At 57.6% G+C, this 24,965-nt stretch carries 26 protein-coding genes; 12 read left to right on the top strand and 14 right to left on the bottom strand.

Annotated elements, in window-relative coordinates:
- Positions 1 to 75 precede the first annotated feature (75 nt).
- From AC2FJ5_RS06825 to AC2FJ5_RS06800, 6 genes are read left to right on the top strand one after another with little or no spacing between them, the layout of a single operon-like run.
- Positions 76 to 525, top strand: a complete 450-nt coding sequence (locus AC2FJ5_RS06825) for a c-type cytochrome (protein WP_142635251.1) — start codon at positions 76 to 78, stop codon at positions 523 to 525.
- Between the two features lie 15 nt (positions 526 to 540).
- Positions 541 to 1,908 (top strand): cbb3-type cytochrome c oxidase subunit I, encoded by a 1,368-nt coding sequence (locus AC2FJ5_RS06820; protein WP_496676741.1) that lies wholly within the window; start codon positions 541 to 543, stop codon positions 1,906 to 1,908.
- A 5-nt stretch (positions 1,909 to 1,913) separates the two neighbouring features.
- Positions 1,914 to 2,723 (top strand): CbbQ/NirQ/NorQ/GpvN family protein, encoded by an 810-nt coding sequence (locus tag AC2FJ5_RS06815; RefSeq protein WP_496792857.1) that lies wholly within the window; start codon positions 1,914 to 1,916, stop codon positions 2,721 to 2,723.
- 9 nt (positions 2,724 to 2,732) lie between these two features.
- Complete coding sequence (locus AC2FJ5_RS06810) at positions 2,733 to 4,655, top strand: nitric oxide reductase activation protein NorD (RefSeq protein ID WP_496792855.1); 1,923 nt, start codon at positions 2,733 to 2,735, stop codon at positions 4,653 to 4,655.
- Entirely contained in the window at positions 4,652 to 5,200 is a 549-nt protein-coding gene (locus tag AC2FJ5_RS06805) for a cytochrome c oxidase subunit 3 (protein ID WP_281972614.1), read from the top strand. Before AC2FJ5_RS06810 ends, AC2FJ5_RS06805 begins: the two co-directional genes overlap by 4 nt.
- Before the next feature lie 5 nt (positions 5,201 to 5,205).
- Positions 5,206 to 5,493, top strand: a complete 288-nt coding sequence (locus tag AC2FJ5_RS06800) for a cytochrome C oxidase subunit IV family protein (RefSeq protein ID WP_496792854.1) — start codon at positions 5,206 to 5,208, stop codon at positions 5,491 to 5,493.
- Between the two features lie 56 nt (positions 5,494 to 5,549).
- On the opposite strand, the gene hemA is transcribed toward AC2FJ5_RS06800, so the two are convergent.
- Positions 5,550 to 6,773, bottom strand: coding sequence for a 5-aminolevulinate synthase (gene hemA / locus AC2FJ5_RS06795; RefSeq protein WP_496792853.1), 1,224 nt, complete (start codon positions 6,771 to 6,773; stop codon positions 5,550 to 5,552).
- Between the two features lie 179 nt (positions 6,774 to 6,952).
- Between hemA and AC2FJ5_RS06790 the strand changes: the two genes are divergently transcribed.
- Positions 6,953 to 7,645, top strand: a complete 693-nt coding sequence (locus tag AC2FJ5_RS06790) for a Crp/Fnr family transcriptional regulator (protein WP_271948599.1) — start codon at positions 6,953 to 6,955, stop codon at positions 7,643 to 7,645.
- 590 nt (positions 7,646 to 8,235) lie between these two features.
- On the opposite strand, the gene AC2FJ5_RS06785 is transcribed toward AC2FJ5_RS06790, so the two are convergent.
- The 3 genes from AC2FJ5_RS06785 to pgsA are packed head-to-tail and all read right to left on the bottom strand — an operon-like array spanning position 8,236 to position 9,601.
- Positions 8,236 to 8,679, bottom strand: coding sequence for a molybdenum cofactor biosynthesis protein MoaE (locus tag AC2FJ5_RS06785; protein WP_142635265.1), 444 nt, complete (start codon positions 8,677 to 8,679; stop codon positions 8,236 to 8,238).
- 4 nt (positions 8,680 to 8,683) lie between these two features.
- On the bottom strand, positions 8,684 to 8,929 hold the full coding sequence (gene moaD / locus AC2FJ5_RS06780) for a molybdopterin converting factor subunit 1 (RefSeq protein ID WP_142635267.1): 246 nt from the start codon (positions 8,927 to 8,929) through the stop codon (positions 8,684 to 8,686).
- Between the two features lie 3 nt (positions 8,930 to 8,932).
- Complete coding sequence (gene pgsA / locus AC2FJ5_RS06775) at positions 8,933 to 9,601, bottom strand: CDP-diacylglycerol--glycerol-3-phosphate 3-phosphatidyltransferase (RefSeq protein ID WP_496792851.1); 669 nt, start codon at positions 9,599 to 9,601, stop codon at positions 8,933 to 8,935.
- Positions 9,602 to 9,776: 175 nt separating this feature from the next.
- Between pgsA and AC2FJ5_RS06770 the strand changes: the two genes are divergently transcribed.
- The gene (locus AC2FJ5_RS06770) at positions 9,777 to 10,661 is read left to right on the top strand and encodes a DMT family transporter (RefSeq protein WP_496701014.1); all 885 of its coding nucleotides are present in this window, start codon (positions 9,777 to 9,779) and stop codon (positions 10,659 to 10,661) included.
- On the opposite strand, the gene uvrC is transcribed toward AC2FJ5_RS06770, so the two are convergent.
- The 4 genes from uvrC to AC2FJ5_RS06750 form a co-directional block, all read right to left on the bottom strand.
- Complete coding sequence (gene uvrC / locus AC2FJ5_RS06765) at positions 10,658 to 12,541, bottom strand: excinuclease ABC subunit UvrC (RefSeq protein WP_496792850.1); 1,884 nt, start codon at positions 12,539 to 12,541, stop codon at positions 10,658 to 10,660. The two genes, AC2FJ5_RS06770 and uvrC, sit on opposite strands and share 4 nt — an antisense overlap.
- Positions 12,542 to 12,831: 290 nt before the next feature.
- Positions 12,832 to 13,611, bottom strand: coding sequence for an SDR family oxidoreductase (locus AC2FJ5_RS06760; protein ID WP_496701012.1), 780 nt, complete (start codon positions 13,609 to 13,611; stop codon positions 12,832 to 12,834).
- Between the two features lie 16 nt (positions 13,612 to 13,627).
- Entirely contained in the window at positions 13,628 to 14,590 is a 963-nt protein-coding gene (locus AC2FJ5_RS06755) for a calcium/sodium antiporter (RefSeq protein WP_142635277.1), read from the bottom strand.
- A 168-nt stretch (positions 14,591 to 14,758) separates the two neighbouring features.
- A complete protein-coding gene (locus AC2FJ5_RS06750) occupies positions 14,759 to 15,466 on the bottom strand; it encodes a S49 family peptidase (RefSeq protein WP_496792849.1) in 708 nt (235 codons plus the stop codon).
- Here AC2FJ5_RS06750 and AC2FJ5_RS06745 point away from each other — a divergent pair.
- Positions 15,456 to 15,635 (top strand): hypothetical protein, encoded by a 180-nt coding sequence (locus tag AC2FJ5_RS06745; protein ID WP_246097176.1) that lies wholly within the window; start codon positions 15,456 to 15,458, stop codon positions 15,633 to 15,635. The two genes, AC2FJ5_RS06750 and AC2FJ5_RS06745, sit on opposite strands and share 11 nt — an antisense overlap.
- Positions 15,636 to 15,669: 34 nt before the next feature.
- Here AC2FJ5_RS06745 and AC2FJ5_RS06740 read toward each other — a convergent pair whose 3' ends face one another.
- Positions 15,670 to 16,431: an ABC transporter permease gene (locus AC2FJ5_RS06740; protein ID WP_271948588.1), complete on the bottom strand. Its 762-nt coding sequence runs from the start codon at positions 16,429 to 16,431 to the stop codon at positions 15,670 to 15,672.
- Entirely contained in the window at positions 16,428 to 17,357 is a 930-nt protein-coding gene (locus AC2FJ5_RS06735; RefSeq protein ID WP_142635285.1) for an ABC transporter ATP-binding protein, read from the bottom strand. Before AC2FJ5_RS06735 ends, AC2FJ5_RS06740 begins: the two co-directional genes overlap by 4 nt.
- A gap of 154 nt (positions 17,358 to 17,511) precedes the next feature.
- Here AC2FJ5_RS06735 and AC2FJ5_RS06730 point away from each other — a divergent pair, with 154 nt between their 5' ends.
- A complete protein-coding gene (locus tag AC2FJ5_RS06730) occupies positions 17,512 to 18,606 on the top strand; it encodes a CaiB/BaiF CoA transferase family protein (RefSeq protein WP_496712314.1) in 1,095 nt (364 codons plus the stop codon).
- On the opposite strand, the gene hemE is transcribed toward AC2FJ5_RS06730, so the two are convergent.
- Positions 18,603 to 19,637 (bottom strand): uroporphyrinogen decarboxylase, encoded by a 1,035-nt coding sequence (gene hemE, locus AC2FJ5_RS06725; RefSeq protein ID WP_142635288.1) that lies wholly within the window; start codon positions 19,635 to 19,637, stop codon positions 18,603 to 18,605. The genes AC2FJ5_RS06730 and hemE overlap by 4 nt on opposite strands.
- A 107-nt stretch (positions 19,638 to 19,744) precedes the next feature.
- Here hemE and hemC point away from each other — a divergent pair, with 107 nt between their 5' ends.
- Both hemC and AC2FJ5_RS06715 read left to right on the top strand, forming a co-directional pair.
- Entirely contained in the window at positions 19,745 to 20,704 is a 960-nt protein-coding gene (gene hemC, locus AC2FJ5_RS06720) for a hydroxymethylbilane synthase (RefSeq protein ID WP_496792848.1), read from the top strand.
- Positions 20,705 to 21,173: 469 nt separating this feature from the next.
- Positions 21,174 to 21,575, top strand: a complete 402-nt coding sequence (locus tag AC2FJ5_RS06715; protein ID WP_142635290.1) for a carboxymuconolactone decarboxylase family protein — start codon at positions 21,174 to 21,176, stop codon at positions 21,573 to 21,575.
- 130 nt (positions 21,576 to 21,705) lie between these two features.
- Here the strand turns inward: AC2FJ5_RS06715 and AC2FJ5_RS06710 are convergent, their stop codons facing one another.
- The 3 genes from AC2FJ5_RS06710 to ubiA form a co-directional block, all read right to left on the bottom strand.
- The gene (locus AC2FJ5_RS06710; RefSeq protein ID WP_142635291.1) at positions 21,706 to 22,026 is read right to left on the bottom strand and encodes a hypothetical protein; all 321 of its coding nucleotides are present in this window, start codon (positions 22,024 to 22,026) and stop codon (positions 21,706 to 21,708) included.
- Between the two features lies 1 nt (position 22,027).
- A complete protein-coding gene (locus AC2FJ5_RS06705; RefSeq protein ID WP_496792847.1) occupies positions 22,028 to 23,926 on the bottom strand; it encodes an OmpA family protein in 1,899 nt (632 codons plus the stop codon).
- 65 nt (positions 23,927 to 23,991) lie between these two features.
- Complete coding sequence (ubiA, locus tag AC2FJ5_RS06700; RefSeq protein WP_496792845.1) at positions 23,992 to 24,954, bottom strand: 4-hydroxybenzoate octaprenyltransferase; 963 nt, start codon at positions 24,952 to 24,954, stop codon at positions 23,992 to 23,994.
- Between the last annotated feature and the right edge of the window lie 11 nt (positions 24,955 to 24,965).

Below are 24,965 nucleotides of genomic sequence, written 5' to 3'. Positions count from 1 at the left end.
GACTTTCGTTAAGGATATACCGTGCCCATCCCGTCATTTTAGCCAGACTAGCTAATCTGCGCAAAGGAGAGCGCAATGCGAGAAGTCATGACCAAGAGCATGGCACGCAATATATTCTATGGCGGGTCACTGTTCTTTATCCTCATCTTTCTGGCTCTGTCGGCCCATTCTCACTGGTATATCGTGAACTCTGAGAACGCAGCAAAGCTCGATGAAAGTGTTATCAGGGGCAAGCACGTCTGGGAAAAACACGCCTGCATCAACTGTCATACCATCCTTGGCGAAGGTGCATACTTTGCACCAGAGGTTGGCAATGTGATGACACGTTGGGGCGTGCTGGACGACCCGGAATCGGCCTTTGAAGCCCTCAAAGGCTGGATGGAGGCGCAGCCGACAGACATTCCCGGTCGTCGTCAGATGCCCAATTTCAACCTCAGCGACGAAGACATCCGTGATCTGACCAACTTCTTGATCTGGACGGACAATATCGACGCTCAGGACTGGCCGCCCAACGAGGCGGGCTGAGAAGGGAACGGAGCAATGAAATACGAATCCCAAAAAATCGCCTATGCCTACTTTGCGGTGGCAATGGCCCTGTTCGCGATACAGGTTCTAGGCGGCCTTCTGGCCGGCTTTATCTATGTATCACCCAATTTCCTGAGCGAGCTTTTGCCGTTCAACATCGTGCGGATGCTGCACACCAACTCGCTGATCGTGTGGCTGATCCTCGGGTTCTTTGGTGCGGCCTATTTTCTGATCCCGGAAGAGGCCGAGCGTGAGATCCATTCGCCCATGCTGGCCTATCTGCAGCTGATCATTCTGGTGGTCGGTACACTGGGCGTGGTCTTGACCTATACGTTCAACCTGTTTGAAGGAAACTGGCTGCTGGGTAAAGAAGGGCGCGAGTTCCTAGAGCAACCCAAATGGGTCAAGGCCGGCATCGTCGTGGCCGCACTGATCTTCCTGTACAACGTGTCGATGACCGTTCTGAAAGGCAAGAAGACCGCGATCACCAACATCTTGTTGCTGGGTCTTTGGGGTCTGGCGCTGCTGTTCCTGTTTGCCTTTTACAACCCGGGCAACCTGTCCTTGGATAAGCAATACTGGTGGTATGTTGTCCACCTGTGGGTCGAAGGTGTCTGGGAACTGATCATGGCCTCGATCCTGGCCTATCTGATGCTGAAGCTGACCGGGGTAGACCGTGAGGTTGTCGAGAAATGGCTCTATGTCATTGTCGCCGCCGCGTTGTTTTCGGGTATCCTTGGTACAGGTCACCACTACTATTGGATAGGCACACCAGGGTACTGGCAGTGGATCGGCTCGATCTTCTCAAGCCTCGAAGTGATCCCCTTCTTTGCGATGATGGCCTTTGCCTTTGTGATGGTCTGGAAGGGCCGTCGGGACCACCCGAACAAAGCGGCGCTGCTGTGGTCGCTGGGCTGTGCCACATTGGCCTTTTTCGGTGCCGGTGTCTGGGGCTTCCTGCACACGCTGCATGGGGTGAACTACTATACCCACGGTACGCAGATCACTGCGGCTCACGGACACCTGGCGTTCTATGGAGCGTATGTCTGCCTCAACCTGGCAATCTTCAGCTATGCAATGCCGATCCTGAAGAACCGCGATCCTTATAATCAGGTTCTGAACATGGGCAGCTTCTGGCTGATGTCCAGCGGTATGGTTTTCATGACCTTTGTGCTGACCTTTGCTGGAACAGTGCAGACGCACATGCAGCGGGTGGTCGGAGACTACTTCATGGATGTGCAGGATCAGGTCGCGATCTTCTATTGGATGCGCCTTGGCTCTGGCATCGTCGTGGTCTTGGGTGCGCTGCTGTTCATCTACTCGATCTGGGTTCCCCGGAAAGAGATCATTGAAGCCGGCGCGGCCGAAACCCCAGCGGAGTGATGGATATGGATGGCTCCATGAAACTGAGAACGGGGGCGGCTGACGCCCCCTTCTACCTGCCACAGGGTGATGAATGTGACGTGTTCGCTGCTGCCTATACCAACAACCTGCCGGTCCTGCTGAAAGGCCCGACAGGTTGCGGCAAGACCCGGTTTGTGGCGCATATGGCCGCCAGCCTTGGCCGCCCGCTTTACACGGTGGCCTGTCACGATGACCTTGCCGCTGCGGACCTGATCGGGCGCTACCTGCTGAAAGGCGGGGAAACGATCTGGGTCGATGGCCCCCTGACCCGCGCGGTGCGCGAAGGCGCGATCTGCTATCTGGATGAAGTGGTCGAGGCGCGCAAGGACGTGACCGTCGTGCTGCACCCGCTGACTGACGACAGGCGCATCCTGCCGATCGACCGCACCGGTGAGGAGCTTGTGGCCGCGCCCGGTTTCATGCTGGTCGCCTCATATAACCCGGGATATCAGAATATCCTGAAAACCCTGAAACCCTCGACCCGGCAGCGGTTCATCTCACTGGAGTTCGACTTTCCGTCGCCCGAGATGGAGGCAAAGGTCGTCGCTAAGGAAAGCGGGCTGGCGCTGGAACGCTGCAAGCCACTGATCCGCTTGGCAGGTAAACTGCGCGGGCTCAGGGGGCAGGATCTTGAAGAGGGCGTTTCAACCCGTCTGGTCGTCTATGCCGCCACGCTGATCGCGCAGGGCATGGCCACCGACCGCGCGATCCTTGCCGCCATGATCGAACCTCTGACAGATGACGAGGACATCAAACGCGGGCTCCTCGATCTTGTCACGGCTGTCTTTGGGTGAGGCCGGCCGATGGTCAGGATCGATTTTGAGCCATGGGAACCCGAAGAAACGATCGGGAAACTGTGGCACTCCCTTGCCAGCCGTCTCGATGCACCCCAGGTGCATGTTGGAGCCGCGGTCGACCTTTCTGAGGTCGCGGGGCGGCTGGCAGTCCTTTTTCGCGGGCTTGGGGGCAGCCCGGGCGTTGAATTGCGCCCGGTCTCGCCCGAGGTTTCACACCATCGCCTAAGCTGGCGCCGTCGGTTGGGTACCGAAGTTGAACTGATGCCGCGCGCTTCGTTCGATGGCGAAGTGCTGCGCCTCCCGGACCGTCTGGCGGTGTTTCCCGCGCGCGAGGCGAACGGAGCGCTGTATGTTTGGCTGGCCGCCGCAGCGGCCCATGCGGGAACCCGGATCGTCGAAGATGATCCGTTGCGCGCCGATCTGCACGCGCTGAGCGCCGCACAAACGATGGTTAATGCAACCTTGGACAACGCCCCCGGCTTGCGACCGCTTTACACCGAGCTTTGCAAAGGTGTTCTGCATGACCGCAACAAATTCGGCCTCCCGCCTGTGGAAACAGCGGTTGAAGAACTGATCCGCCATCGGCTGGGCGACCCCGCGCCTTTGTCCCCGAAGGCCAGGCAATTCATGTCATTTGACGATGACCTGACTGCCCCACGCGGATATCAATCTTTCCGCCCTGTCCCTCTGTGGCCGGAATTGCGCGCTGTTGGTTTTTCAGAGCATAACGATGTCGAAAACCCCGATACTGAAGGCCCGCCCGAGGAATCGGGTGAGAAAACCCACCGTGCCCGGCGGCGCAAATCCGACCAGGCTGAACGCAGTGACAGTTTCATCCTTCATAAATTCGAAGCGATCCTCAGCTGGGCCGAGTTTCTGAACATCAACCGTCGCATTGATGACGATGATCCCGACAATGCCAAAAAGGCCGCCGATGATCAGGATGAGATCGGTTTGGGCCAGATTTCCAAGGCGCCGCCGACCAAGCTGAAATTGCATCTGGACCTGGCACCCGAGGATGTGAATCGCGAACGTCTGTCGGGCCGTATTCTCTATCCGGAATGGGACGTGCGCACCGGGCAATACCTGCCCGATCACGTCAACGTTCTAACCTCGGACGCCGATACTCGTGAGGATGCCGCCGAGTTTGGAAAAGACCCCGCCACCGCCCGCCGTATCCGCGCCGTCAAACGCCAGTTCGAAGCGCTGCGCCCGGGCCGCGTGATGACCCGAGGCCATCTGGACGGCGATCAGCTGGATATCGAGGCCGCCGTTCGGGCGCAGGTTGACCGCTGTGCCAACGGTGAAGGTACCGAACGCATCTGGCAACAATCCCGCCCCGAGGCACGCGATCTGGCGGTTTCCATCCTGCTGGATGTCAGCCGCTCGACCGAAAGTGCCGTGACTGGCCGCGCCGTGATCGACATCGAACGCGAGGCGCTGGCAGCGCTGGCCTGGGGCCTGAACGCCTGTGGTGACGATTTCGCCATTCACGCCTTCAGTTCACTGAAACGACAGCGGGTCTATGTGCAACGCTGCAAACGGTTTGATGAGGTGATGGGCAGCCAGGTTGAACAGCGCATCGCATCGTTACGCCCGGGGCACTATACAAGGCTGGGTGCCGCGATCCGCCATTGCTCGGCCGATCTGGCCACCCAAACGCGTAAGCGCCGGTTGTTACTGGTGATCACCGATGGCAAACCCAATGATCTTGACCACTACGAAGGCCGCCACGGAATCGAAGACACCCACATGGCCGTGCGCGAGGCGCGCCGAGCCGGGCAATCGGTCTTTGGCGTCACCATCGACAAGACAGGTAAAAGCTGGTTCCCGCGGATGTTCGGGCAGGGTGGCTTTGCCGTCATCCCGGACCCGCATCGCCTGACTATGGCGCTGCCGCAAATCTACCGCCAACTGGTCGGCGCATGAGCGACGCGTCCCTTATCGACGAGTTGCCCGGCGAATTACTGATGTGGGTTCTGATCATTTCGGAGCTGCTGGTCTTTGGCGCGGGCCTGATCGCTTTCATGGGCGTGCGCCTGACCGATCCGGCGGGCTTTGCCGAGGCGCAATCGCATCTGCACCGCACCGGAGCCGCGCTGAACACTGCGGTTCTGGTCACCTCTGGCTATCTGGCTGCGCAAGCCTTGCATTGGCGGCAGATTGCGCGTCGGACTGCTGCCCGCCTGGCGTTAATCGCAGCTGCCGCGCTGGGCGTTGTATTCCTGATCATCAAAGGCGTGGAATACGCGGACAAGGCTGCACAAGGAATTACCTACGAGACCCATCCGTTCTTCCTGTTCTACTATCTGCTCACCGGCTTCCACGCGGCACATGTGTTGGCTGGGGTTGTTATCCTGCTGCTGGTCGCCTGGCGGGACAATCCCCGCAACATCGAGGCCGGCGCCCAGTTTTGGCACATGGTCGATCTCGTCTGGATCATGCTGTTCCCCGTGATCTACCTGTTGGGATGACGGACATGACCCAAACCTCATCGGATCCAAAAAGCTCCCGCTGGATGCTCTCAAACCCACTCACCCGCGCATGGCTCAGCCTGTTGGTTCTGAGCACCGCTTCGGCCCTGCTGACGATACTCCCCCTGTCCGCACCGGTGTTGAGCGCAGGCATTTTGATCCTGGCCCTGTCCAAAGCCCGCATTATCCTTGCACGATATCTGGACCTGACGCACAGCCCGGCCTGGCTGAGCAGTTTCACCATGGTACTGACCGGATTTGCGATGGTGATCTTCGGCCTCTCACTGTTTTGACATGAAAAAAGCCGCCCCCGTGGGGCGGCAGTTCTCCAAGTGCGGGGACGCCTCGGTTATTGTGCGGCCATCGGCATTCTCGCGATCTGACACCGTTGCCACAGGGCCGATAAGGCACCGACCAGATTGTCGATATCTTCGTTTGTATGAACCGGAGAGGGGGTAATTCTCAGGCGTTCGGTGCCTTTGGGAACGGTCGGATAGTTGATCGGCTGAATATAGATCCCGAATTCTTCCAGCAGCGTATCCGAGATGAATTTGCATTTCACCGGGTCACCTACCATCACCGGGATGATGTGGCTGGGATTGGGCAAATGCGGGATGCCTTCGGCGTCCAGTTTGGCGCGCACCTGCGCAACGCGGGTTTTCTGCAGATCACGCTCGGTATTGGATTGCTTGAGGTGTTGGATCGAGGCGGCAGCGCCTGCTGCTATTGCGGGTGGGAGGGCGGTGGTAAATATGAACCCGCTGGCAAAGCTGCGGACAAAGTCACACAAGGCAGCGGATGCCGCGATGTAACCGCCAACCACGCCGAAGGCCTTGCCCAGCGTCCCTTCTATGACGGTCAGGCGATCCATCAACCCTTCGCGTTCGGCGATGCCACCACCGCGCGAGCCATAAAGGCCAACGGCGTGGACCTCGTCCAGATAGGTCATCGCACCATATCTATCTGCCAGGTCGCAAATCTCTTTGATCGGAGCGATGTCCCCATCCATCGAATAGACAGATTCGAAGGCGATCATCTTGGGCGCATCTGAATCGGCTGCGGCCAGCTTTGCCTCTAGGTCCGCCAGATCATTGTGCTTCCAGATCACTTTTTGTGCCCGCGAATGGCGGATGCCTTCAATCATGGAGGCATGGTTCAAAGCGTCCGAGAATACGATCAGACCTGGGATCTTCGCAGCCAGCGTCCCAAGTGCCGCCCAGTTCGACACATAGCCCGAGGTGAACAGAAGGGCGGCTTCTTTCCCGTGGAGGTCGGCCAGTTCCTGTTCCAGCAAAACGTGGTCATGTGTCGTGCCCGAGATATTGCGTGTGCCCCCTGCGCCCGCGCCGCAACGGTCGAGTGCATTGTGCATTGCCCCGACTACATCAGGATGCTGGCCCATTCCCAGATAGTCGTTGGAACACCAAATTCGTACGTCGCGCTGTAAAGCGCCGTCCGTCTGGCGTGCATTCGGGAACGCGCCACAGCGGCGCTGTAGATCAATGAAGATGCGGTAGTTGCCTTCGTCGCGCAGATGCTCAAGGCTTTGGCTGAAAAATCGCTCGTAGTCCATCTCGAACACTCCCGGGAATACTGGCTTTCCAGCAAGACTATGTGCCGGGCCCGCTACGCAACATGACAAATGTCAAGCCGCAGAAAGGAAAGGCTGGCTTGGAAGCCGAAGGTTTGGCATAGCCTTAAGAGGACGGACGTACTGATCGGGTACGCAACTAGAAAAGAGGGGAAAGCTTCGTGGCGCATGAGGCACTTAAAGCGATCGCCAAGCAGTCACTATTGCTCAAGAGCTTTCCCGAGCATCATATCGACACGCTGTTAAGTCACGCGATCTGGCGGAAATATGATCGCGGAGAGACGATTTTTCTACAGGAAGAAAAAGCCCAGGCCATTCATGTGGTTCTGTCGGGCTGGGTAAAGCTGTTTCGCATGTCCCCTACCGGTGCCGAAGCAGTTGTCAGCGTTTTCACCCGCGGCGAAAGCTTTGGCGAAGCGGTCGCCTTGCGTAACGTTCCCTATCCGGTTTCGGCCGAGGCAGTTTCGGCCTGTGAGATCATGCACATTCCAAGTCCGGTCCTTTTGTCCCTTATGCGAGAGGACCCGGAAATTGGGGTGTCAATTCTGGCAGCTACCTTTACCCATCTGCATTCTCTGGTCGCCCAGCTTGAGCAGCTTAAGGCCCAGACCGGCGCACAGCGGGTGGCAGAATTTCTTCTGACTCTCTGCGAAGCCGAGATGGGGGACTGCATTGTCGAGCTGCCCTATGACAAGATGTTGATTGCCGGGCGCCTGGGCATGAAGCCCGAAAGCCTGAGCCGCGCCTTTTCCCGGCTAAAGCCGTTTGGCGTTAAAATTGACCGGACACATGCCCTGCTCTCGGACATTCAAGTACTGCGAGACTATGCAGAAAGTGACCCCTCCGAAAAGTGACCGAATTTATTGGCCGGTGCTTTGCCGGGTGCGCCAAAGAGCCCCGAGAACGTGCTTCTTTGTTCAGGCTAGGACATGCGCATCGATCCCGTGAACGCGATTCCCTGTTTCCGGATAAGGGCCTTGTGCAACGTCAGGTAGTCCAGAACTCCAAAACAAGCTGGTTTTGGTGCTTCCTGGATCCACGCAGCTGAGTGATATGCCGCCAAGTTCCAGTCGGCATCTTCCGTCTGTACTTAGGGTCGAAATCGAATGGGAAACTCTAACCTTCAGGGGCTTCTACGATGTCAAAAATCCGTTCAACGACTATCTATTCGGAACCGGCATTCTGACAGCGCTAATTACCGCTTTCCTGTCGATAGTCATTTCTTTTGCGGCTTCGGCGGAGGAAGATTGTCTCAACATCTTTGCCCACATGCGGGATGTTTTGCTTTCGGTTCTAGAGTTGATCGAAACTGAGCGGCTGCCTGAAGCCAACACCTTTATCCAGCATAGTTTTGGCGGATCCAAATTTGCAGCACACGGTGAGAAGCATGTGAGCACCGAATACGAACAGCATGGTGCAAAGGCTTATATGCAGGGACCCGTGTTTACCACCGGGTCAGTGCATCTTCGTCTTCGTCCTTGGCCGAAACCCACTCCGCACCAGCGGTGGTGATTTCTTTCTTCCAGAAGGGGGCGCGGGATTTTAGGTAGTCCATCAGATATTCGGCCGCCTCGAACGCATCCTTGCGATGCGGTGCGGCAGTGGCCACCATCATGATCCGATCCCCCGGAGCGAGCCTGCCATGCCGATGGATCACCAGCACATTGCCCAGCGACCAGCGGTCTATTGCTTCTTGCGCAATCTGGGTCAAGGCCCGTTCCGTCATGCCCGGATAATGCTCAATCTCCATCACGTCCAAATCGCCCGTGGCCAGATCACGCACAACACCGGTAAAGGTCACGATTGCGCCATTTGCAGCATCGCCCGCCGCAAAGTCATTTGCCTCGGTACCTAGGTCAAACGGGTCTTCCTGCACCACGATGCGCATGACTTCAGCCACCTGTCATTGGTGGGAAAAAGGCAACCTCACGAACGCCCGCCAACGGGGCGTCAAAATCCGACAATTCCTGATCCAGCGCAACACGTAAGGCCGACAGATCCGCAAAGGCCGCTGCATAGCGATCCTCGCGCGCGCTAAGTTCTGCGACCAGATCGGATACGGTGGCGGCCTCGGTTTCAACCCGTTCTTTCGGCAGGCCAATCCGTTCGCGGACCCATGCGAAATACAGCACATCCATCCCTTAGTTCTCCTTCAGGTGTGGCATGGCTTTACGTAGGTAGTCATAGCCGGTGATCAATGTCAGCGCTGCTGCGATCCACAGCAGCCACAGGCCGATCCGACTGGACCAGAACATCCCTTCAAGATGCCAGCGCAGGCCGTTCAGGTCTTCTTCTTGCCCGGTCAGAATCTGGTCGATCAGCGTTGGGTCCATGCCGAAGCTGGCCATCACAAAGTAATGCTCGAAGATGCCCTGTGAAAACAAGACGGCTATCGCCACCATCTGGGCCGTGGTTTTCCATTTGGCAAGTTTGGTAACTTTCAGCGTCCCAGCCGTATCACCCAGATATTCGCGCAGGCCTGACACAAAGACCTCTCGGAACAGGATCACAGTGGCAGGCAGGACCAGCCACGGCGTCCAGTGTTCGGCCGAATACCCGACCAAGATCATCAGCGCGATCACCACCATCGCCTTATCGGCAATCGGGTCCAGCATGGCGCCAATTTTTGTTTCCTGCTTCCACGCTCGTGCCAGATAGCCATCGAACCAGTCGGTTAAGGCGGCTGTCAGAAACAGGATCAACGCGAACCAGTCGGCATAGGGCCGGGTGAAATACAAAAACATCACGGCCAGCCCTGGGGCTGCCAGCAGACGCAGGACGGTCAGAATATTGGGCAGGTTCCACTTCATGCAGCGGACCCTACATCGCTAAAATCCAACAGAAAAGATAGACAGTCAAAAAACCGTACTTGTCCCCTGAACTTGGTCAAAGCGCCGCAGGCAAGGCGTGGTGCGCCCATGCCCCTTGGAGTTTGTTCTTTTTGCGGTCAGGTTCACCGCACGTATCCGGGACAGAAGGCACATCATGACAGCTCATATACAAACCGATGCCCGGTCAAATCTGACCGGCAGCCTGTGGATGATCGCTGCAATGGCGGGGTTTGCGCTGGAAGACGCGCTGTTGAAAGCGGCTTCGGGTGCCGTACCGATCTGGCAGGTGATGGTTCTGTTCGGGGTGGGTGGGGCGCTGGTCTTTGCGGCGGTTGCACTGGCGCGCGGCACGCAACTGTTTCAGCCGGATGTCCTGTCGCGCCCGATGAAAGTGCGCGTGCTCTTCGAGGTATTCGGACGGTTATTCTATGTCTTAGCCATTGTGCTGACGCCTTTGTCCTCAGCTACTGTGATTTTGCAGGCGACTCCGTTGGTCGTGGTCGCTGGCGCTGCGCTGATCTTTGGCGAAACAGTTGGCTGGCGACGGTGGAGCGCGATTCTGATCGGTCTGATTGGCGTTGTAGTCATCCTGCAACCGACCGGAGACAGCTTTTCGGCGCTGTCCATTCTGGCGGTGCTGGGCATGTTGGGCTTTGCCGGTCGCGATCTGGCCAGCCGCGCAGCCCCGGCGACACTGGGGACTGAGGTTTTGGGCTTTTACGGCTTCCTCAGCATCATCGTTGCCGGTTTGGCCTATCGCCTGTGGGAGGGCGTGCCAATCGTCCCGCTCGATCTGTACAACGGTCTGTTTCTGACCGGTGCGGTGCTTATGGGTGTGATGGCCTATGCCTCGCTTATGAAGGCGATGCGGATCGGAGAGGTCTCGGCCGTGACGCCGTTCCGCTATACGCGTCTGCTGTTCGGTATCGGTCTGGGCGTGTTCCTGTTCGGCGAGCAACTAGACCAGACCATGTGGATCGGCAGCGCGCTGATTGTGGCCTCGGGGCTGTACATCCTGTGGCGCGGGCGGCGGGCCTAGCCCTTGTCGTGGAAGAAATCATAGACCTTTTGCGCCAAGCCGGCCGAAATCCCTTCGACCGCTTTCAGATCGGCCAGGTTGGCCCGGCCAACTGCTTTGGCGCTGCCGAAATGAGCCAACAGGGCTCGTTTGCGCGCGGCCCCTACGCCGGGGATTTCATCCAGCGGTGTGGCCCCCACGGCCTTGGCACGCTTGGCTCGATGGGTGCCGATGGCAAACCGGTGGGCCTCGTCTCTTAGGCGCTGAATGAAATAGAGCACCGGGTCGTTGCGTTTCAGCGCAAAGGGCCTTTGGCCAGTGCGGTGAAATTCTTCCTTACCATGGTCGCGGTCAACGCCTTTGGCGACACCTATCATGGGAATCTCTTCGACCCCGTGCTGCGCCATAATCTCATGGACGGCGCTCACTTGCCCGGCGCCACCGTCAATCAACAGCAGATCGGGCCACATTCCCTTGTCACGGTCGGGGTCTTCTTTTTGCAGGCGGGTAAAGCGGCGGGTCAGCACCTCTTTCATCATGCCAAAGTCGTCACCGGGGGTCAGGTCATCTCCACGAATGTTGAACTTGCGATAGGCATTTTTCATGAAACCTTCGGGGCCGGCCACGATCATGCCGCCCACGGCATTTGTTCCTTGAATATGGGAGTTGTCGTAGACTTCGATCCGGTTTGGCGGGGCATCCAGATCAAATGCCTCGGCGATCCCGCGCAACAGTTTGGCCTGCGTGGCACTTTCCGACATCCGCCGGGCCAGGGATTCACGCGCGTTGCGTATGGCCCCTGCGACAAGTTCTTGTTTCTCACCACGCTGGGGCACAAGGATTTCTACCTTGCGACCGGCTTTTTCGGTCAGCGCCTCTTGCATCAGATCGGCGTTTTCAATGGCATCTGACAGGATCAACTGACGGGGTGGTTCCTTGTTGTCATAGAACTGACCCAGAAACGCCTCCATCACCTCGGCGGCTGACACATCTGCCCCGACGCGGGGATAGAAGTCCTTGTTGCCCCAGTTCTGGTTGGCGCGGATGAAGAACACCTGAACGCAAGCCTGCCCACCGTCCATATACAGGCCGATCACATCCGCCTCGGCCACACCGCGCGGGTTAATGCCTTGCGAGGTCTGCACCTGCGTCAGCGCCCGGATGCGATCGCGCAGGCCAGCGGCGCGTTCAAACTCCATCGCCTCAGACGCGGCCATCATCTGTTCGGCCAGTTCCTCTTGCACTTTGGTCGACCGGCCTGACAGGAATCGTTCCGCATCCTTGACGCTTTCACGGTAGTCCTGATCCGAGATCAACCCGACACAAGGCCCAGAACACCGCTTGATCTGATAGAGCAGGCAGGGACGGGTGCGGCTTTCGAACATCGAGTCAGAACAGTTGCGCAGCAGGAAGGCCTTTTGCAGCTGGTTCAGGGTTCGGTTCACGGCACCCGCGCTGGCGAAGGGGCCGAAATACGCGCCTTTTTCCTTTTTTGCTCCCCGATGCTTTTTGATCTGTGGAAAGACATGGTCCTTTGCCACCAGAATATTGGGAAAGCTTTTGTCGTCGCGCAGCAGCACGTTATATTTCGGTTTGAGCTGCTTGATCAGGTTCTGTTCAAGCAGCAGCGCCTCGGTCTCGGTCCGGGTCGTCAGGAACATCATCGAGGCCGTGGCCGCAATCATCCGCTCGATCCGGCCAGAGTGTCCCGGTCTTGTATAGTTCGACACCCGTGCCTTCAGATTGCGCGCCTTGCCGACGTAAAGAACCCGGCTGTCCGCATCCAGCATCCTGTACACGCCAGGTGAACTGTCGAGCGTTTTCGCATATCGCTGGATGCAGGCGTATCCTGTCGACTGGGCGTCATTCTGAGAGCTGTTGGTGTCGTCTTGAGAGGTCATGGCCAAAATATGTGATTCTTTGACCATGGCTGCAATCTTGAGCGCTTCAGATCAAGGGAAAACAAATCCACGTATTCTGTGGATAACTGTGCAGATAACTTTTGTGGGGCTTGAATTTTCCCTTGTTTCATTAAGGATTCCTTGATTTGCTTAAAAAATAGGCACATATGTAATCTATTGAATTTAAACAGTAAAAATTTCTACACATGGCAAGTGTATGAAAAAAAAGACATTTTTGTAACGGATTGATAACAGAAATGAGAGCGGTGCAAAACTTCCAGCACCAAACGTTATTCCACGCCCAGAACATCCGGTGTCTGCCACCCCAAATGCTGTCCGCCATCCACGCAGAGAATCTGGCCGGTGACCGCATGAGCATCCAGGAAATACCCAAGTGCAGCGGTGATGTCAGAGGGGTTTGACCCACGTTCCAGAATGGTGTTGGCGCGCTGTGCTTTGAAGTGATCTTCGGATTGCCTGTGACCCTGCATCGTCGGTCCCGGTCCGATGGCATTGACGCGGATCGCCGGGGTTAGCGCCTGAGCTGCAGTACGGGTCAACGCCCATAGCCCCATTTTGGCGACGGTGTAGGACATGAATTCGGGCGTCAGTTTGCGGACCCGCATGTCGACCATATTTACAATCAGGCCCGTTGCCAGCGGCTCGCCCGTATCATCGGTTTCAGGTTCCAGACCCTGTTCAGCCATCGCCTGAGTCAAAACGAATGGCGCCCGCAGGTTGCTGTTCATGTGGCGGTCCCAGCTTTGCCGGGTGGCCGTGTGGATGTTGTCGTATTCAAATATCGAAGCGTTGTTGACCAGGCAGGTAATGGGTCCGCCCAGCGCCTCGGATGCGCGTGGCAGCAGGGCAGCCACGCTTGCTTCTTCTAACAGGTCGGCCTGCAGAGCTACCGCATTGCGGCCTAGGGCCCTGATTTCAGCGACAACCTTAGATGCCTCTTGTTCAGAGGAGGCGTAATGGACCGCCACGTCGTACCCACGCCCGGCCAGATAAAGGGCCATTGCCCTACCAAGGCGAATTCCGGCACCGGTAACTAGGGCTCGGGTCATGCGGCCTCTCTTTGTGTCACACCAACAAGGAAATAACGTAAACCGCGTAAAGGCTTGTCAACAGAATTCCCCATCCGCGGGTGATATCCCGTTTGAAAAATACAAAGGGGACCAAAAGGAGTGATGCGCCCAGCATGACCCAAAGATCAAATCGCAGGAATTCTGGATCAACAGGAATGCGCCCAAACAGGGTTGCAATGCCGACGATGGCCAACAGATTGAACATGTTGGACCCGATAACATTGCCCAATGCGACATCGGCTTGTCGGCGCAGTGCAGCCATAACAGTGGTCGCCAGTTCCGGCAGAGAAGTTCCCACCGCTATAAGTGTCAATCCGATTACAGTCTCGCTGACGCCGTAAGTGCGGGCAATGATTGTAGCGTTGTCGACCAGAAGATGTGCGCCCATCGGCAGGCCTATCAGTCCGAGCACCAGGTAGACTGAAATCTTCCAATAGGGCATGTCTGGATCGGCTTCTTCGAGGCCATCAAAATCGTCATCCTCGGCGCAGGCTTTGCCACAGGCCTTACGATGGGCATGGGCTTCTCGGAAGGCGGTCCATAGAACAAAGCTGAGAGCAGCCAGCAAAATCGCGCCGCTGAACAGGTTGAACACGCCGCAGAAGGCAAGGCCGATGAACAGAACGGTTGCCAGCAACATGAACACATAGTTCTTGCGGCTGTCGCATTCGCTGGTGTGCAGCGTGGCAAGCAGCGCAGGCAGGCCCAGCACCAGCAGGATATTGGCCGTGTTCGACCCCACAACGTTACCCAGGGCGATGCCCGGTGCGTTTTCCTTAATTGCACTGATTGCAATCAGAAGTTCTGGCGCCGAGGTGCCGAATGCCACGATCGTCAAACTAACGATCAACGCCGGTACTCCAATCCGCAGGCTGAGGTTCACGGCACCGCGTACCAGCGCATCACCCGCCAGCAACAGGATCAACAAACCGAGACCGGATAACAGCCATGCCGTCATGCGCGGCCTCCTTTTTCGCAGGCACAGGGACCTTTACCGATCCTGAACCGATGACAGCGCGGGCATCTTGCGGATTGCAGTTTTTTCTGCCCCGGGAACCGCAGTTTGCCGAACATTGCCAGGACGCCCATGGCAATCAAAAAGAGGGTCACGATCTTGATAATCACGTTACAAACCGAAACGTGCGTATGCGGCACGCTCCTCAAGTCCGGCAACCGCGTCCTGTGCCAAGGAGGCGCCGAACCGTGACCAGAATGGCTTGCGCAGCCCGTAACGGCGGAATTTTACTTTATCGCCAAACCGGTCCTGCATTTTGGGTTTGAGATGAGCGATGCCGTCGATCAGGCCAAGTTCATGCGCGCGGCGTGCCAGCCAGACTTCGCCAGTGAACAGATCAGCACCCGTTTCAAGCTTTACCCCGCGTCGTGCTTTGACATGAGCAGTGAAGTTCTCGTGGATATCGCGTAGCAGGCCTTCAAGCCTTGCGACATCTTCAGGTTTTTCCGGGGCAAAGGGATCCAACATGGATTTCGAATGGCCCGCCGTGTGCACTCGCCGTTCGAAACCCTGCCTCTCAAGGAAAAGATGTGCGCCGAACCCCGAAGAGATCACGCCAATCGAACCCAGTACCGAACTGTCATCGGCGTAAATCTCATCAGCTGCCGCTGCCAACCAATAGCCACCCGAAGCTGCCACATCCTCGACAAATGCGAAGACGGGAACATCCAGTTCTTTCGAAAGACGCTGAATGCGCGCACCGATCAATGAACTTTGGACCGGGGATCCGCCGGGCGAGTTGACCTCAAGCGCGACGGCGGCAGGTTTGCCTTTGCGAAATGCTTTTTCGAGAACCGGTGCCAGAGTTGTGTCAGACATCGACCCGCGCCCGGACATGCCGATTGCACCCGACAAGCGCACGACCGAAACGGTTGGCTGTTTTTTGAGAAACGGCAGGCTGACCTTCATGGGTGCCGATGTAGAGTGCGCCCACGCGGTAAACAAGGGAGCGGCTGACCGTTATCGGTCGCGTGAACGTATTTACTGAAGGTGATGGGCAAAAATGCAACGCCGTCCATTGCCTAACTCCGGATGCGCCAGCCAGTTTTGAAGATCCATCCGATGATGCCCAGACACACGCCGGTAAACGCCAGTATGGCCAAAAGGCTGAACATGATCGGCACATCGGCCAGGCCGTAAAACGACCAGCGAAAGCCCGAGATCAGATAGACGACCGGGTTGAACAGGGTGATGGTCTGCCACAGCGGGGGCAGCATCGAAATCGAATAAAAGGTACCGCCCAGAAAGATCAGCGGTGTCACCACGAGTTGCGGAACCAAAGACATCTGTTCGAAATTGCTGGCCCAGATGCCGATGATGAAGCCCAGCAAGGAAAAGCTGAGGCAGGTCAGGACTAGAAATGTCACCATGGCAAGCGGGTGTTCAATACGCAAATCCACAAAGAATGCAGAGGTCACAAGGATCACGACACCCACAAACAGCGACTTTGTCGCCGCTGCTCCGACATAGCCGATGACGATCTCGATGAAATTCACCGGCGCCGAAAGAAGCTCATATATCGTTCCCAGAAACTTTGGGAAATAGATCCCGAAAGAGGCGTTCGAGATCGACAGCGTCACAACAGATAACATGACCAGCCCCGGAACGATGAACGCACCATAGGATACGCCTTCGACCTCTTGTATCCGGCTGCCAATCGCCGTGCCAAAGACAACGAAATACAGCGATGTCGACAGGACCGGAGATATGAAGCTTTGCGCAAGGGTGCGGAAGAACCGGGCCATTTCGAACCGGTAGATGGCAGTAATGGCGGACCAGTTCATGTGGCTTCTCCCGACACCATATTGACAAAGATCTCTTCAAGGCTGGACTGACGCGTTTGTACATCGCGTAAAATCAGTCCGGCCTCGGCCACATCGTTCAACAGGGTGGTGATGCCAGTGCGGTCGGCATTTGTGTCGTAGGTATAAACCAGCGCGTCACCCTTGCCATTCAGTTTGAGATTGTGTGCGGCCAGACTGTCGGGGACGGTTTGAATGGGCTGGGTCAGCATGACTTCGATCTGCTTCTTTCCCATCTGCGCCATCAAAGTGTCTTTGTCCTGAACCAGTAGCAGTTCACCCTTGTCGATGACGCCGACACGGTCGGCAATGGCCTCGGCCTCTTCGATATAGTGGGTGGTTAGAATGATGGTGACACCGGCCTGCTTCAACTCGGCCACGATTTCCCACATGTCTTTGCGCAGTTCGACATCAACACCTGCGGTCGGCTCGTCCAGAAACAGAACACGCGGCTCGTGTGCCAGCGCTTTTGCGATCAGAACCCGACGTTTCATACCGCCCGATAGTTCTTTGATCGCGTTTTTGCGTTTTTCCCACAAAGACAATTTGCGCAGAATTTCTTCGATACGTGCGTTGTTCTGCCCAAGCCCGAACAGCCCGCGCGACAATCGCACAGTGTTCCAGACCTTTTCAAAGGGTTCGAGCGCGATTTCCTGCGGAACCAAACCGATCATCCGGCGTGCTGCGCGAAAATCAGTCTGGATATCGTGGCCGCCGACGGTCACGCTTCCTGAGGTTGGCGTCGTTATTCCACACACCGTCGAAATCAGCGTGGTCTTGCCTGCACCGTTGGGACCCAGAAGAGCCAGGATTTCTCCCTGCTCGATGTCCAGAGACACGCCCTTTAGCGCCTCAAAACCTCCGGCATAGGACTTTCGCAAATCCCTGATGGACAGAATTGTTGTCATGCGCCTCCCCCGTTCTGGCGGCGACACTACCCTGCGAGTTAGCCACAGAACAGGCCCAATTCACACATTTTGCTCAGCTTTCCAATTGGCCTTTCCAGTCCGGGCTTGCATTTCCTGGCTGGCCCCGAAACCCTGCGCGGGCAGGAGGACTGGTATGTTAAGTGGAATTCGGATCATCGAAATCGAGGGCTTGGGCCCCGGTCCCTTTGCCGCCATGCTGTTGGCCGATCTCGGTGCAGATGTGATCACCATCCACCGCAAGGGGCAGGCCGCGACTCCGGGCATGCCCGAACAGTCAGTTCTGGATCGGGGTAAGCGCTCGATCAGCCTGAACCTCAAAGACCCGGCCGATCTGGATGTGGCCCGGCGCCTGATCGCCACGGCTGATGCACTGATCGAAGGGTTTCGACCCGGTGTGATGGAAAAGCTGGGCCTTGGCCCTGATATCTGTCGCGATCTGAACCCAAAGCTGATTTATGGCCGTATGACGGGTTGGGGACAGGACGGCCCCTTGTCCAAGAATGCCGGGCACGATCTGAACTATATCGCACTGTCCGGGGCGCTTTGGTATGCGTCGCAACCGGACCAACCGCCGCAAACCCCGGCCACTTTGGTGGGTGATATCGGTGGCGGTGCCATGTATCTGGTCGCGGGCATTCTGGCCGGATTGCTGAATGCGGCACGCACAGGAAAGGGCACGGTCGTGGACGCCGCTATTTATGACGGCTCGGCCCATATGATGAACCTGCTGATGAGCCTGCGCCAAACCGGAAACCTGTCAGATACGCGCGGACACAGCCTTCTGGACGGTCCCCATTGGAGCCGAACCTATGCCTGCTCTGATGGTGGATTTGTGGCGGTGCAGTGCCTGGAGCCGAAATTCTATGCCGAGTTCCTGCAGATATTGGACCTGTCTGGCGATCCCGAATTTCGGCAGCAATATGATGCTTCCACCTGGCCCGCGCTGACCCGGCGGCTGGCTGAAATCTTTGCTGGCAAACCACGTGATCATTGGGCGGCGCTGTTTGCAGCAAGTGACGCCTGTGTTGCACCGGTGCTCAACCCGTCCGAAGCGCAGAACCATGCCATGAACACAGCACGCCAGATCTGGCTTGCCCCCGACGGTATGCTACAGGCCGCCGCCGCGCCGCGGTTTTCCGAGCGGGAGTGGAAGCCCAGACCCAGCCCGCGCCGCGGAGATCATACACAAGACATACTGGCCGAGCTGGACGCCCGACCCAAAGCCTAGCGGTTGCGCACTGCGTCGATCATACGCTGAACGTTGTCGGGATCGGCATCGGGCGTGATGCCATGACCCAGATTGAAGATATGCGGCCCTTTGGAGAATGCATCGACAATCCGCCGGGTCTCGTCCACCAGCGCTTGACCGCCGGTCACCATATGCGACGACGCCAGATTGCCCTGTACGCAACCATCCACCTGGACATGCTCGGCGCCCCATTCCGGCGAGACCGAATTGTCCAACGCGACGCAATCAACCCCCGTGGTTTTGGCGAACCCGATATAGCCATCTCCGGCCTCTCGCGGGAATCCGATCACCGGGATGCCGGGGTGACGTTCCTTGATGGCCTGGGTGATTACGCGGCACGGCTCGACCGCATATTTGCGGAACGCCTCACCCTTCAGCGATCCGGCCCAGCTGTCGAATATCTTGACTACCTCGGCGCCGGCCTCGATCTGGGCTGAAAGATATTCGATCGTGGCCAGCGTGATCCGGTCCAGCAATGCTTCGAACAGCGCAGTATTCCCCTCGCGCAGCGCATGGGCGGGGCCTTGATCCGGGGTGCCGCGTCCGGCGATCATGTAGGTCGCCACTGTCCACGGGGCGCCAGCAAAACCGATCAAGGTTGTCTCGGATGGCAATTCCCGTGACAGGATGCGCACTGTCTCATAGACTGGCGAGAGTGTTTCGTGGATATCCTCGACCGATTTCAGCGCATCAAACTCGGATTGTTGCGTGATAGTCGACAAACGCGGGCCTTCACCGGTGACAAACCAAAGATCCGCACCCAGCGCCTGTGGTACCAGCAGGATATCCGCAAACAGGATAGCTGCATCGAACCCATAGCGACGGATCGGCTGCAATGTGACCTCGGCCGCAAGCTCGGGATTGTAGCACAGCGACAGGAAATCCCCGGCCTGCGCGCGCGTTGCACGATATTCTGGCAGATACCGCCCGGCCTGGCGCATCATCCAGATCGGAGGCACATCCTGCACCTGTCCTGCCAATGCCCGCAGCAGTTTCTTTGTTTCGGCCATCTGTGCCCCCAATCGTCTGGTTTGTGGCAACGGGTCTTCCTTCGGCGGCAATTTGTCAAGCTCTGCCCCCATTGTCAGGGCAATGTGACGCGACTAAAGCTGTGTCCATGACATTGACCCTGCCTTCACCCGCCTCACCGCTGAAAATCGGCACCCGTGGTTCGCCCCTGGCGCTGGCGCAAGCCTATGAAACCCGGCAGCGGTTAGGCACAGCCTTTGATCTGCCCGAAGATGCATTCGAAATCGTGGTGATCAAGACCACCGGCGACAATCGTGCGATGATCGACGCGGACCGCCCGCTGAAAGAGATCGGCAACAAAGGCCTGTTCACCAAGGAAATCGAAGAAGCGATGCTGCGAGGTGATGTCGACATTGCTGTGCATTCGACCAAGGACATGCCGGTCGAACAGCCCGCGGGTCTTGTGTTGGACACGTTCCTGCCGCGCGAAGATGTGCGCGACGCTTTTATTTCGCCCAGCCTGAATTCTATTCATGACCTGCCGTATGGCGCAGTGGTCGGCACCTCGTCTTTGCGCCGCCGGGCTCAGCTGTTGAACCGGCGCCCTGACCTGAATGTGGTCGAGTTCCGTGGCAACGTGCAAACGCGCCTGAAGAAACTGACCGATGGCGTAGCGGATTGCACGTTTCTGGCGATGGCAGGTATCCGGCGCCTGAATATGGACGACGTTCCCGCAACTGCTATCTCGCCCGAGGATATGCTGCCCGCCATTGCACAAGGTACAATCGGTATCGAACGTCGCAGTGACGATCCCCGTGCTGCAGGGATGTTGGAGGCAATTCATCATAGCGAAACCGGGTATCGACTTTTGGCCGAGCGCGCCTTGCTGGCCGCGCTTGACGGGTCCTGCGAGACTCCGATTGCCGGGCTGGCTGATATCAGTGGTGGCATTCTGCGCCTGCGCGGAGAAGTCCTGCGCCCGGACGGGTCTGATTCTATCGCCGAAGACGCCACTGGCGTGATTGGTGATGGTGCAGAAATGGCGCGCGCGATGGCCGAAAAACTACTGACAAAGGCCGGCCCCGGGTTCTTTGATTGGAAGAATTGAAGATAAATTTATTTAATGTGAACTAGTTCACTGTCGCGCTCTCAAAGATCAGGCATTAAGGATGCACACCGATTGAGAAATCGGGTTGGTCTCGAAGAAGTCGAAAGTTTTTGTTAGTCTGTCCATTTTTAAGTGGTATTCGAGGGGGCGAGACCAAACCCCGACATTCAGTCAGTAAGGGCCGCTGTCTCATTAAGACGGCGGCCCGTTTACTTTTGGGTGTCTCAAATAGCCGCGACGTCTTGAACCGCTTGCACAATCGCAGCCCGCTGGTGAAGCGATGTCAGTACATATAATTGCCTGTCTTCAAGACTGGATGCGCGGGGCAGTGGAATGATCCTCGTGCCAAGGGGCTAGAAAATCCGTCGCATTTTCTTATCCGGCGTAAAGTGCAAGCGTTGATAGTACCTGTAAGAGGCGTAGAGTGCATCAGCGCACCGCTTCATTGTGACGATTACCGGAGACCAAAATGGCCGAGACTTTCGACGAAGATCTGTTCCTCAGAGGGCTGGAGCAACGCAAAAGCACCCTGGGCGCGGAATATGTTGAGAAAAACCTGGCTGCCGCCGACGATTTTACCCGGCCGTTTCAAGAGGCAATGACCGCTTGGTGCTGGGGTTTCGGCTGGGGCGACGATGTGATTGACGCCAAGACCCGGTCAATGATGAACCTGTCCATGATCGGCGCGCTGGGCAAGATGCACGAATGGGAACTCCACTGTCGCGGCGCCATCAGCAACGGCGTCAGCAAAGAAGAAATCCGGGCCATTATTCACGTGATCGGCATCTATTGTGGCGTGCCGCAGGCGCTGGAATGCTTTCGTGTCGCGCGCAAGGTTCTGGACGAGGCAGAGACAACCTCTGAGACATGATCATGAATTGAACTGTGCCCAAGCTTCTTCAAGCTGAGGGGATTTTCGGACCCGGTTTGGCAGGTGTCTGAAACACACAACGGCGCCCTATATTTGCGGGTGTCGCAAGTTGCCGATTCCTCTAGTTCTCTTAGTCCGCGTTGTTGATCCGGCCGCGTAATTCTTCGGCCTCCTGCCGCGCGGCGCGCAACCCGTCCATGGCAGCGCCCAGTTCCGCCTCGGTCTGGGTGAGCTGATTGGTTAGCTCGGCCTCGCGCTGTTGCAGATAGGTGATGGCCTGATCGCGGGTTTCTTCGGCCTCATGCAATTCCTGGCTCATGCGATCCAGATCGGCGACGTCGCTTTGGCGAACACGAGACAGACGATGGGCCAGCCAGTTGGCGAACCACCCCATGCAGAAGGCTGCGAACAGGATGATGGCGGTGGCAATGATGAATTCTATTCTGTTCAACTTACTGATCCTCTGCGCCGGTATCTGCGGCGTCTTCTGGCGTCTCTGTCTCGGCCTCCAGCGCCTCAAGCCCGGTCTCGGAATTGGCAAGGGGCTCGGGCCGGATCAGGCGGAATTCAATGCGACGGTTTTCTTCTCGGCCTGCCTCGGTATCGTTGTCTGCGATCGGTTCCGTTTCGCCATATCCCACGGCCGAATAGCTTGAGGTCGGAATGCGGCGTCCGCGTAGCTCGTTCAGGATCGACTGAGCCCGCGCCTGGCTGAGTTGCTGGTTCATCTCTTCACGGCCCTGACTATCTGTATGGCCTTGAATTTCGATCCTGATGGGGCCGCATTCGCGCAGAATCTCGGCGATCTGATTGACGGTATCGCGCGAATCCGCTGCAACCGTGGCCGATCCCGGTTCGAATGCGATTTTGCTGCTGGCCTGAACCTCAGCAAGCTGGTCTTCACACAGCTCTGGGTCGGGCAGGCTGTCTGCGGGTTTCGGCGGCTCTTGATAGGTGATCGAAAGGGTGAAACCTTTGGCATCCCCAAGCTTTTCCGACAGCAATCCGGCGATACGGGCTTTGGCGTCCGGGTCGTAGCTGACCCCGCTGAGAGAAACGTCGTCAGGGGTAACAGTCAGAGCGCCGTTGTGCAGCAGAGACAACGCTTCCAGCCCCGCCAGAACACGCACCGGCCAGTCTGCGGGTAAGTCGGAGGCGATGCGGGTGGCGGTATAAACCTGTTCCGATCCAAATGCCGCACGGGCAAAACTGTCGGCCATGTCGCGCGATGTCTCATTGCTCAGACGACCGCGCATTTGGACCAGCCCTTCGGGGCTGCGCGTGGTCGAGAACTCGGGGGGGCCGGTGGAGTCGTCGGTTTCGGGTTCGGGCAGGACGGCGTGCAGGGCGAAAACCTCGGGCAGCGCATTTTCCAGCTCGCCCACCACACGGTCAAAGACCCCAGCCTCTGTTCCCTGCGCCACCACCAGCGTGATATCCGCATCCGAAATCGTGACCGAACCCTGACCAATCTTGGACAGGGCACGAATGCTGAGCGTTGCCGCTTCGGGCCAACGGGGTGAGGGCACGCCCAAACCGATTGTACAGTTAAACGGGCCAGCAAGGCCTGCCTCTTTGGCAGCAGCGACGATGGCATCCCGCGCTTTTTCATTCTGGGCCGAGCAGGCATCGAACTGGCCGCCGTTGGCATCAATCAGGTAGCGCAGTGTAAAGGGGGTGATTACGGGGCGCGGAGCCGAGATCGACAACCCGATTCGCAAACTGGGAGGTGCTGCGCGGGTCAGGCTCTGTTCCAGTCGTTCTTTTTCCCGCAGGCTGTCTGCAATGGCGGTGATTTTCACCAAACCGGGGCTGGCCGATATTTTGGCGCGCGGCAGGCGAGTCAACGCTTCGAGCGCATAGTTCAACGCGTCGTCCCAGCCTTCGGGTATAGGGTAATCCGCCGTTTCCATCAGGTCCGAAACGGTGTCGCCGTCCATCCGGCGCAACCTTTCGATCAGCTCGCTGCGGTCTTGGCTTGCGGGTATCAGACCAATAATCGAAATACCGCTGTCGTTTCGCAAAATTTCAGCGGAAAAGCGCGGTGCTGCCAGTTGCCGGGTGGGGGCGACCTGCATGTCGTCAATAACGCGTGAGGTATCAACCTCGGTCCCGGCTGCGGTCAGCGCATTGAACCGCGTTGCTTCGTCAATGGCTGTGCCGGTCAGGACAACGCGCAGGCCATCGGATTCGACTTCGGCCCAGTCATGCCCTTTTAGGTCAAGCGCACGCCGCACGGCGAGTTCCGACGCTTCTTCGACTTTGGTTACCGCATATCCTGCGGCCACAAGCGACAGGCTGGCCGAAACGAGGAATATCAGGGAGGCAGCTAGGAAATAGGGCAGGCGCATGTGCGGGCAGACGACTCCTGAAGTTATTGAGCAGGACTCTTACAGAGGCCCGCGCCGAGGTGCAATCAGAGCAACCCAGCAATGCAAAGGAAGATCAGCGGAATAAGGCCGGTGTCACGATTGGCGCGGAAAAGCTGCAGTAATTTGGCGTTGTCTTCAGTGTCCAGCCCACGCAGTTGCCACGTCATGTGCCATCCCATCGCCCAAGGTCCGGCAAGTGCCACGAACATGGCTGTAATCGGCTCCTGCCCTGTCATGGCGTCGATAATGGCCAGCGCCATTAGGGATACAGTGGCGACCAGGAAATACTTTAACCAATGCGCAGTATTTGTCCCGAACAGGCGGGCGGTGGATTTGATACCGATCAGCTCGTCATCCTCGGCGTCCTGATGCGCATAGATCGTGTCGTAGAACAGCGTCCAGGCGATGCCGGCCAGGTACAGAGTGATAGCCGGGCCGCCGACCGTTCCAGTATGCGCGGCCCAGGTCAGCAGGATGCCCCAGTTGAAGGCCAGTCCTAGAAATACCTGTGGCCACCAGGTGAACCTTTTGGCGAAGGGGTAGACAGCGACGGGCAACAGGGACAGCACGCCCATGGCGATGGCGGCCTGGTTGAAGCTCAGCAGAACCAACAATGCCAGCAGGCATTGCAGCAACATCCAGATCGCGGCCTGCCGAACACTGACCTGCCCAGAAGGGATCGGGCGCGACCGGGTCCGTTCCACCTTTGCATCAAAGTCGCGGTCCGAAATGTCATTCCAAGTGCAGCCCGCGCCGCGCATCAAAAAGGCACCGATGGCACAACCGATGGCGATCCAGAGGTCCTCCCACCGCGGGGTGCCGTCGCTGAGGATGGCCAGCGCCAGCCCCCACCAGCAGGGGATCAGCAGCAGCCATGTGCCGATAGGCCGATCAGCCCGGCTCAGCCGCAGGTAAGGGCGCGAGAATTCCGGCGCATAGGTGTCGACCCAGTTGCCGCTGACCGCATCAGCGACCTGACCGTCTGGTGTTGGCGCATTGCCTTGCATATGTAAGGTCT

The organism is Ruegeria sp. CDSA221, from assembly GCF_059611825.1.
The sequence above is the reverse complement of the archived record's forward strand: the minus strand, read 5'-3'. Positions and strand labels throughout refer to the sequence as shown.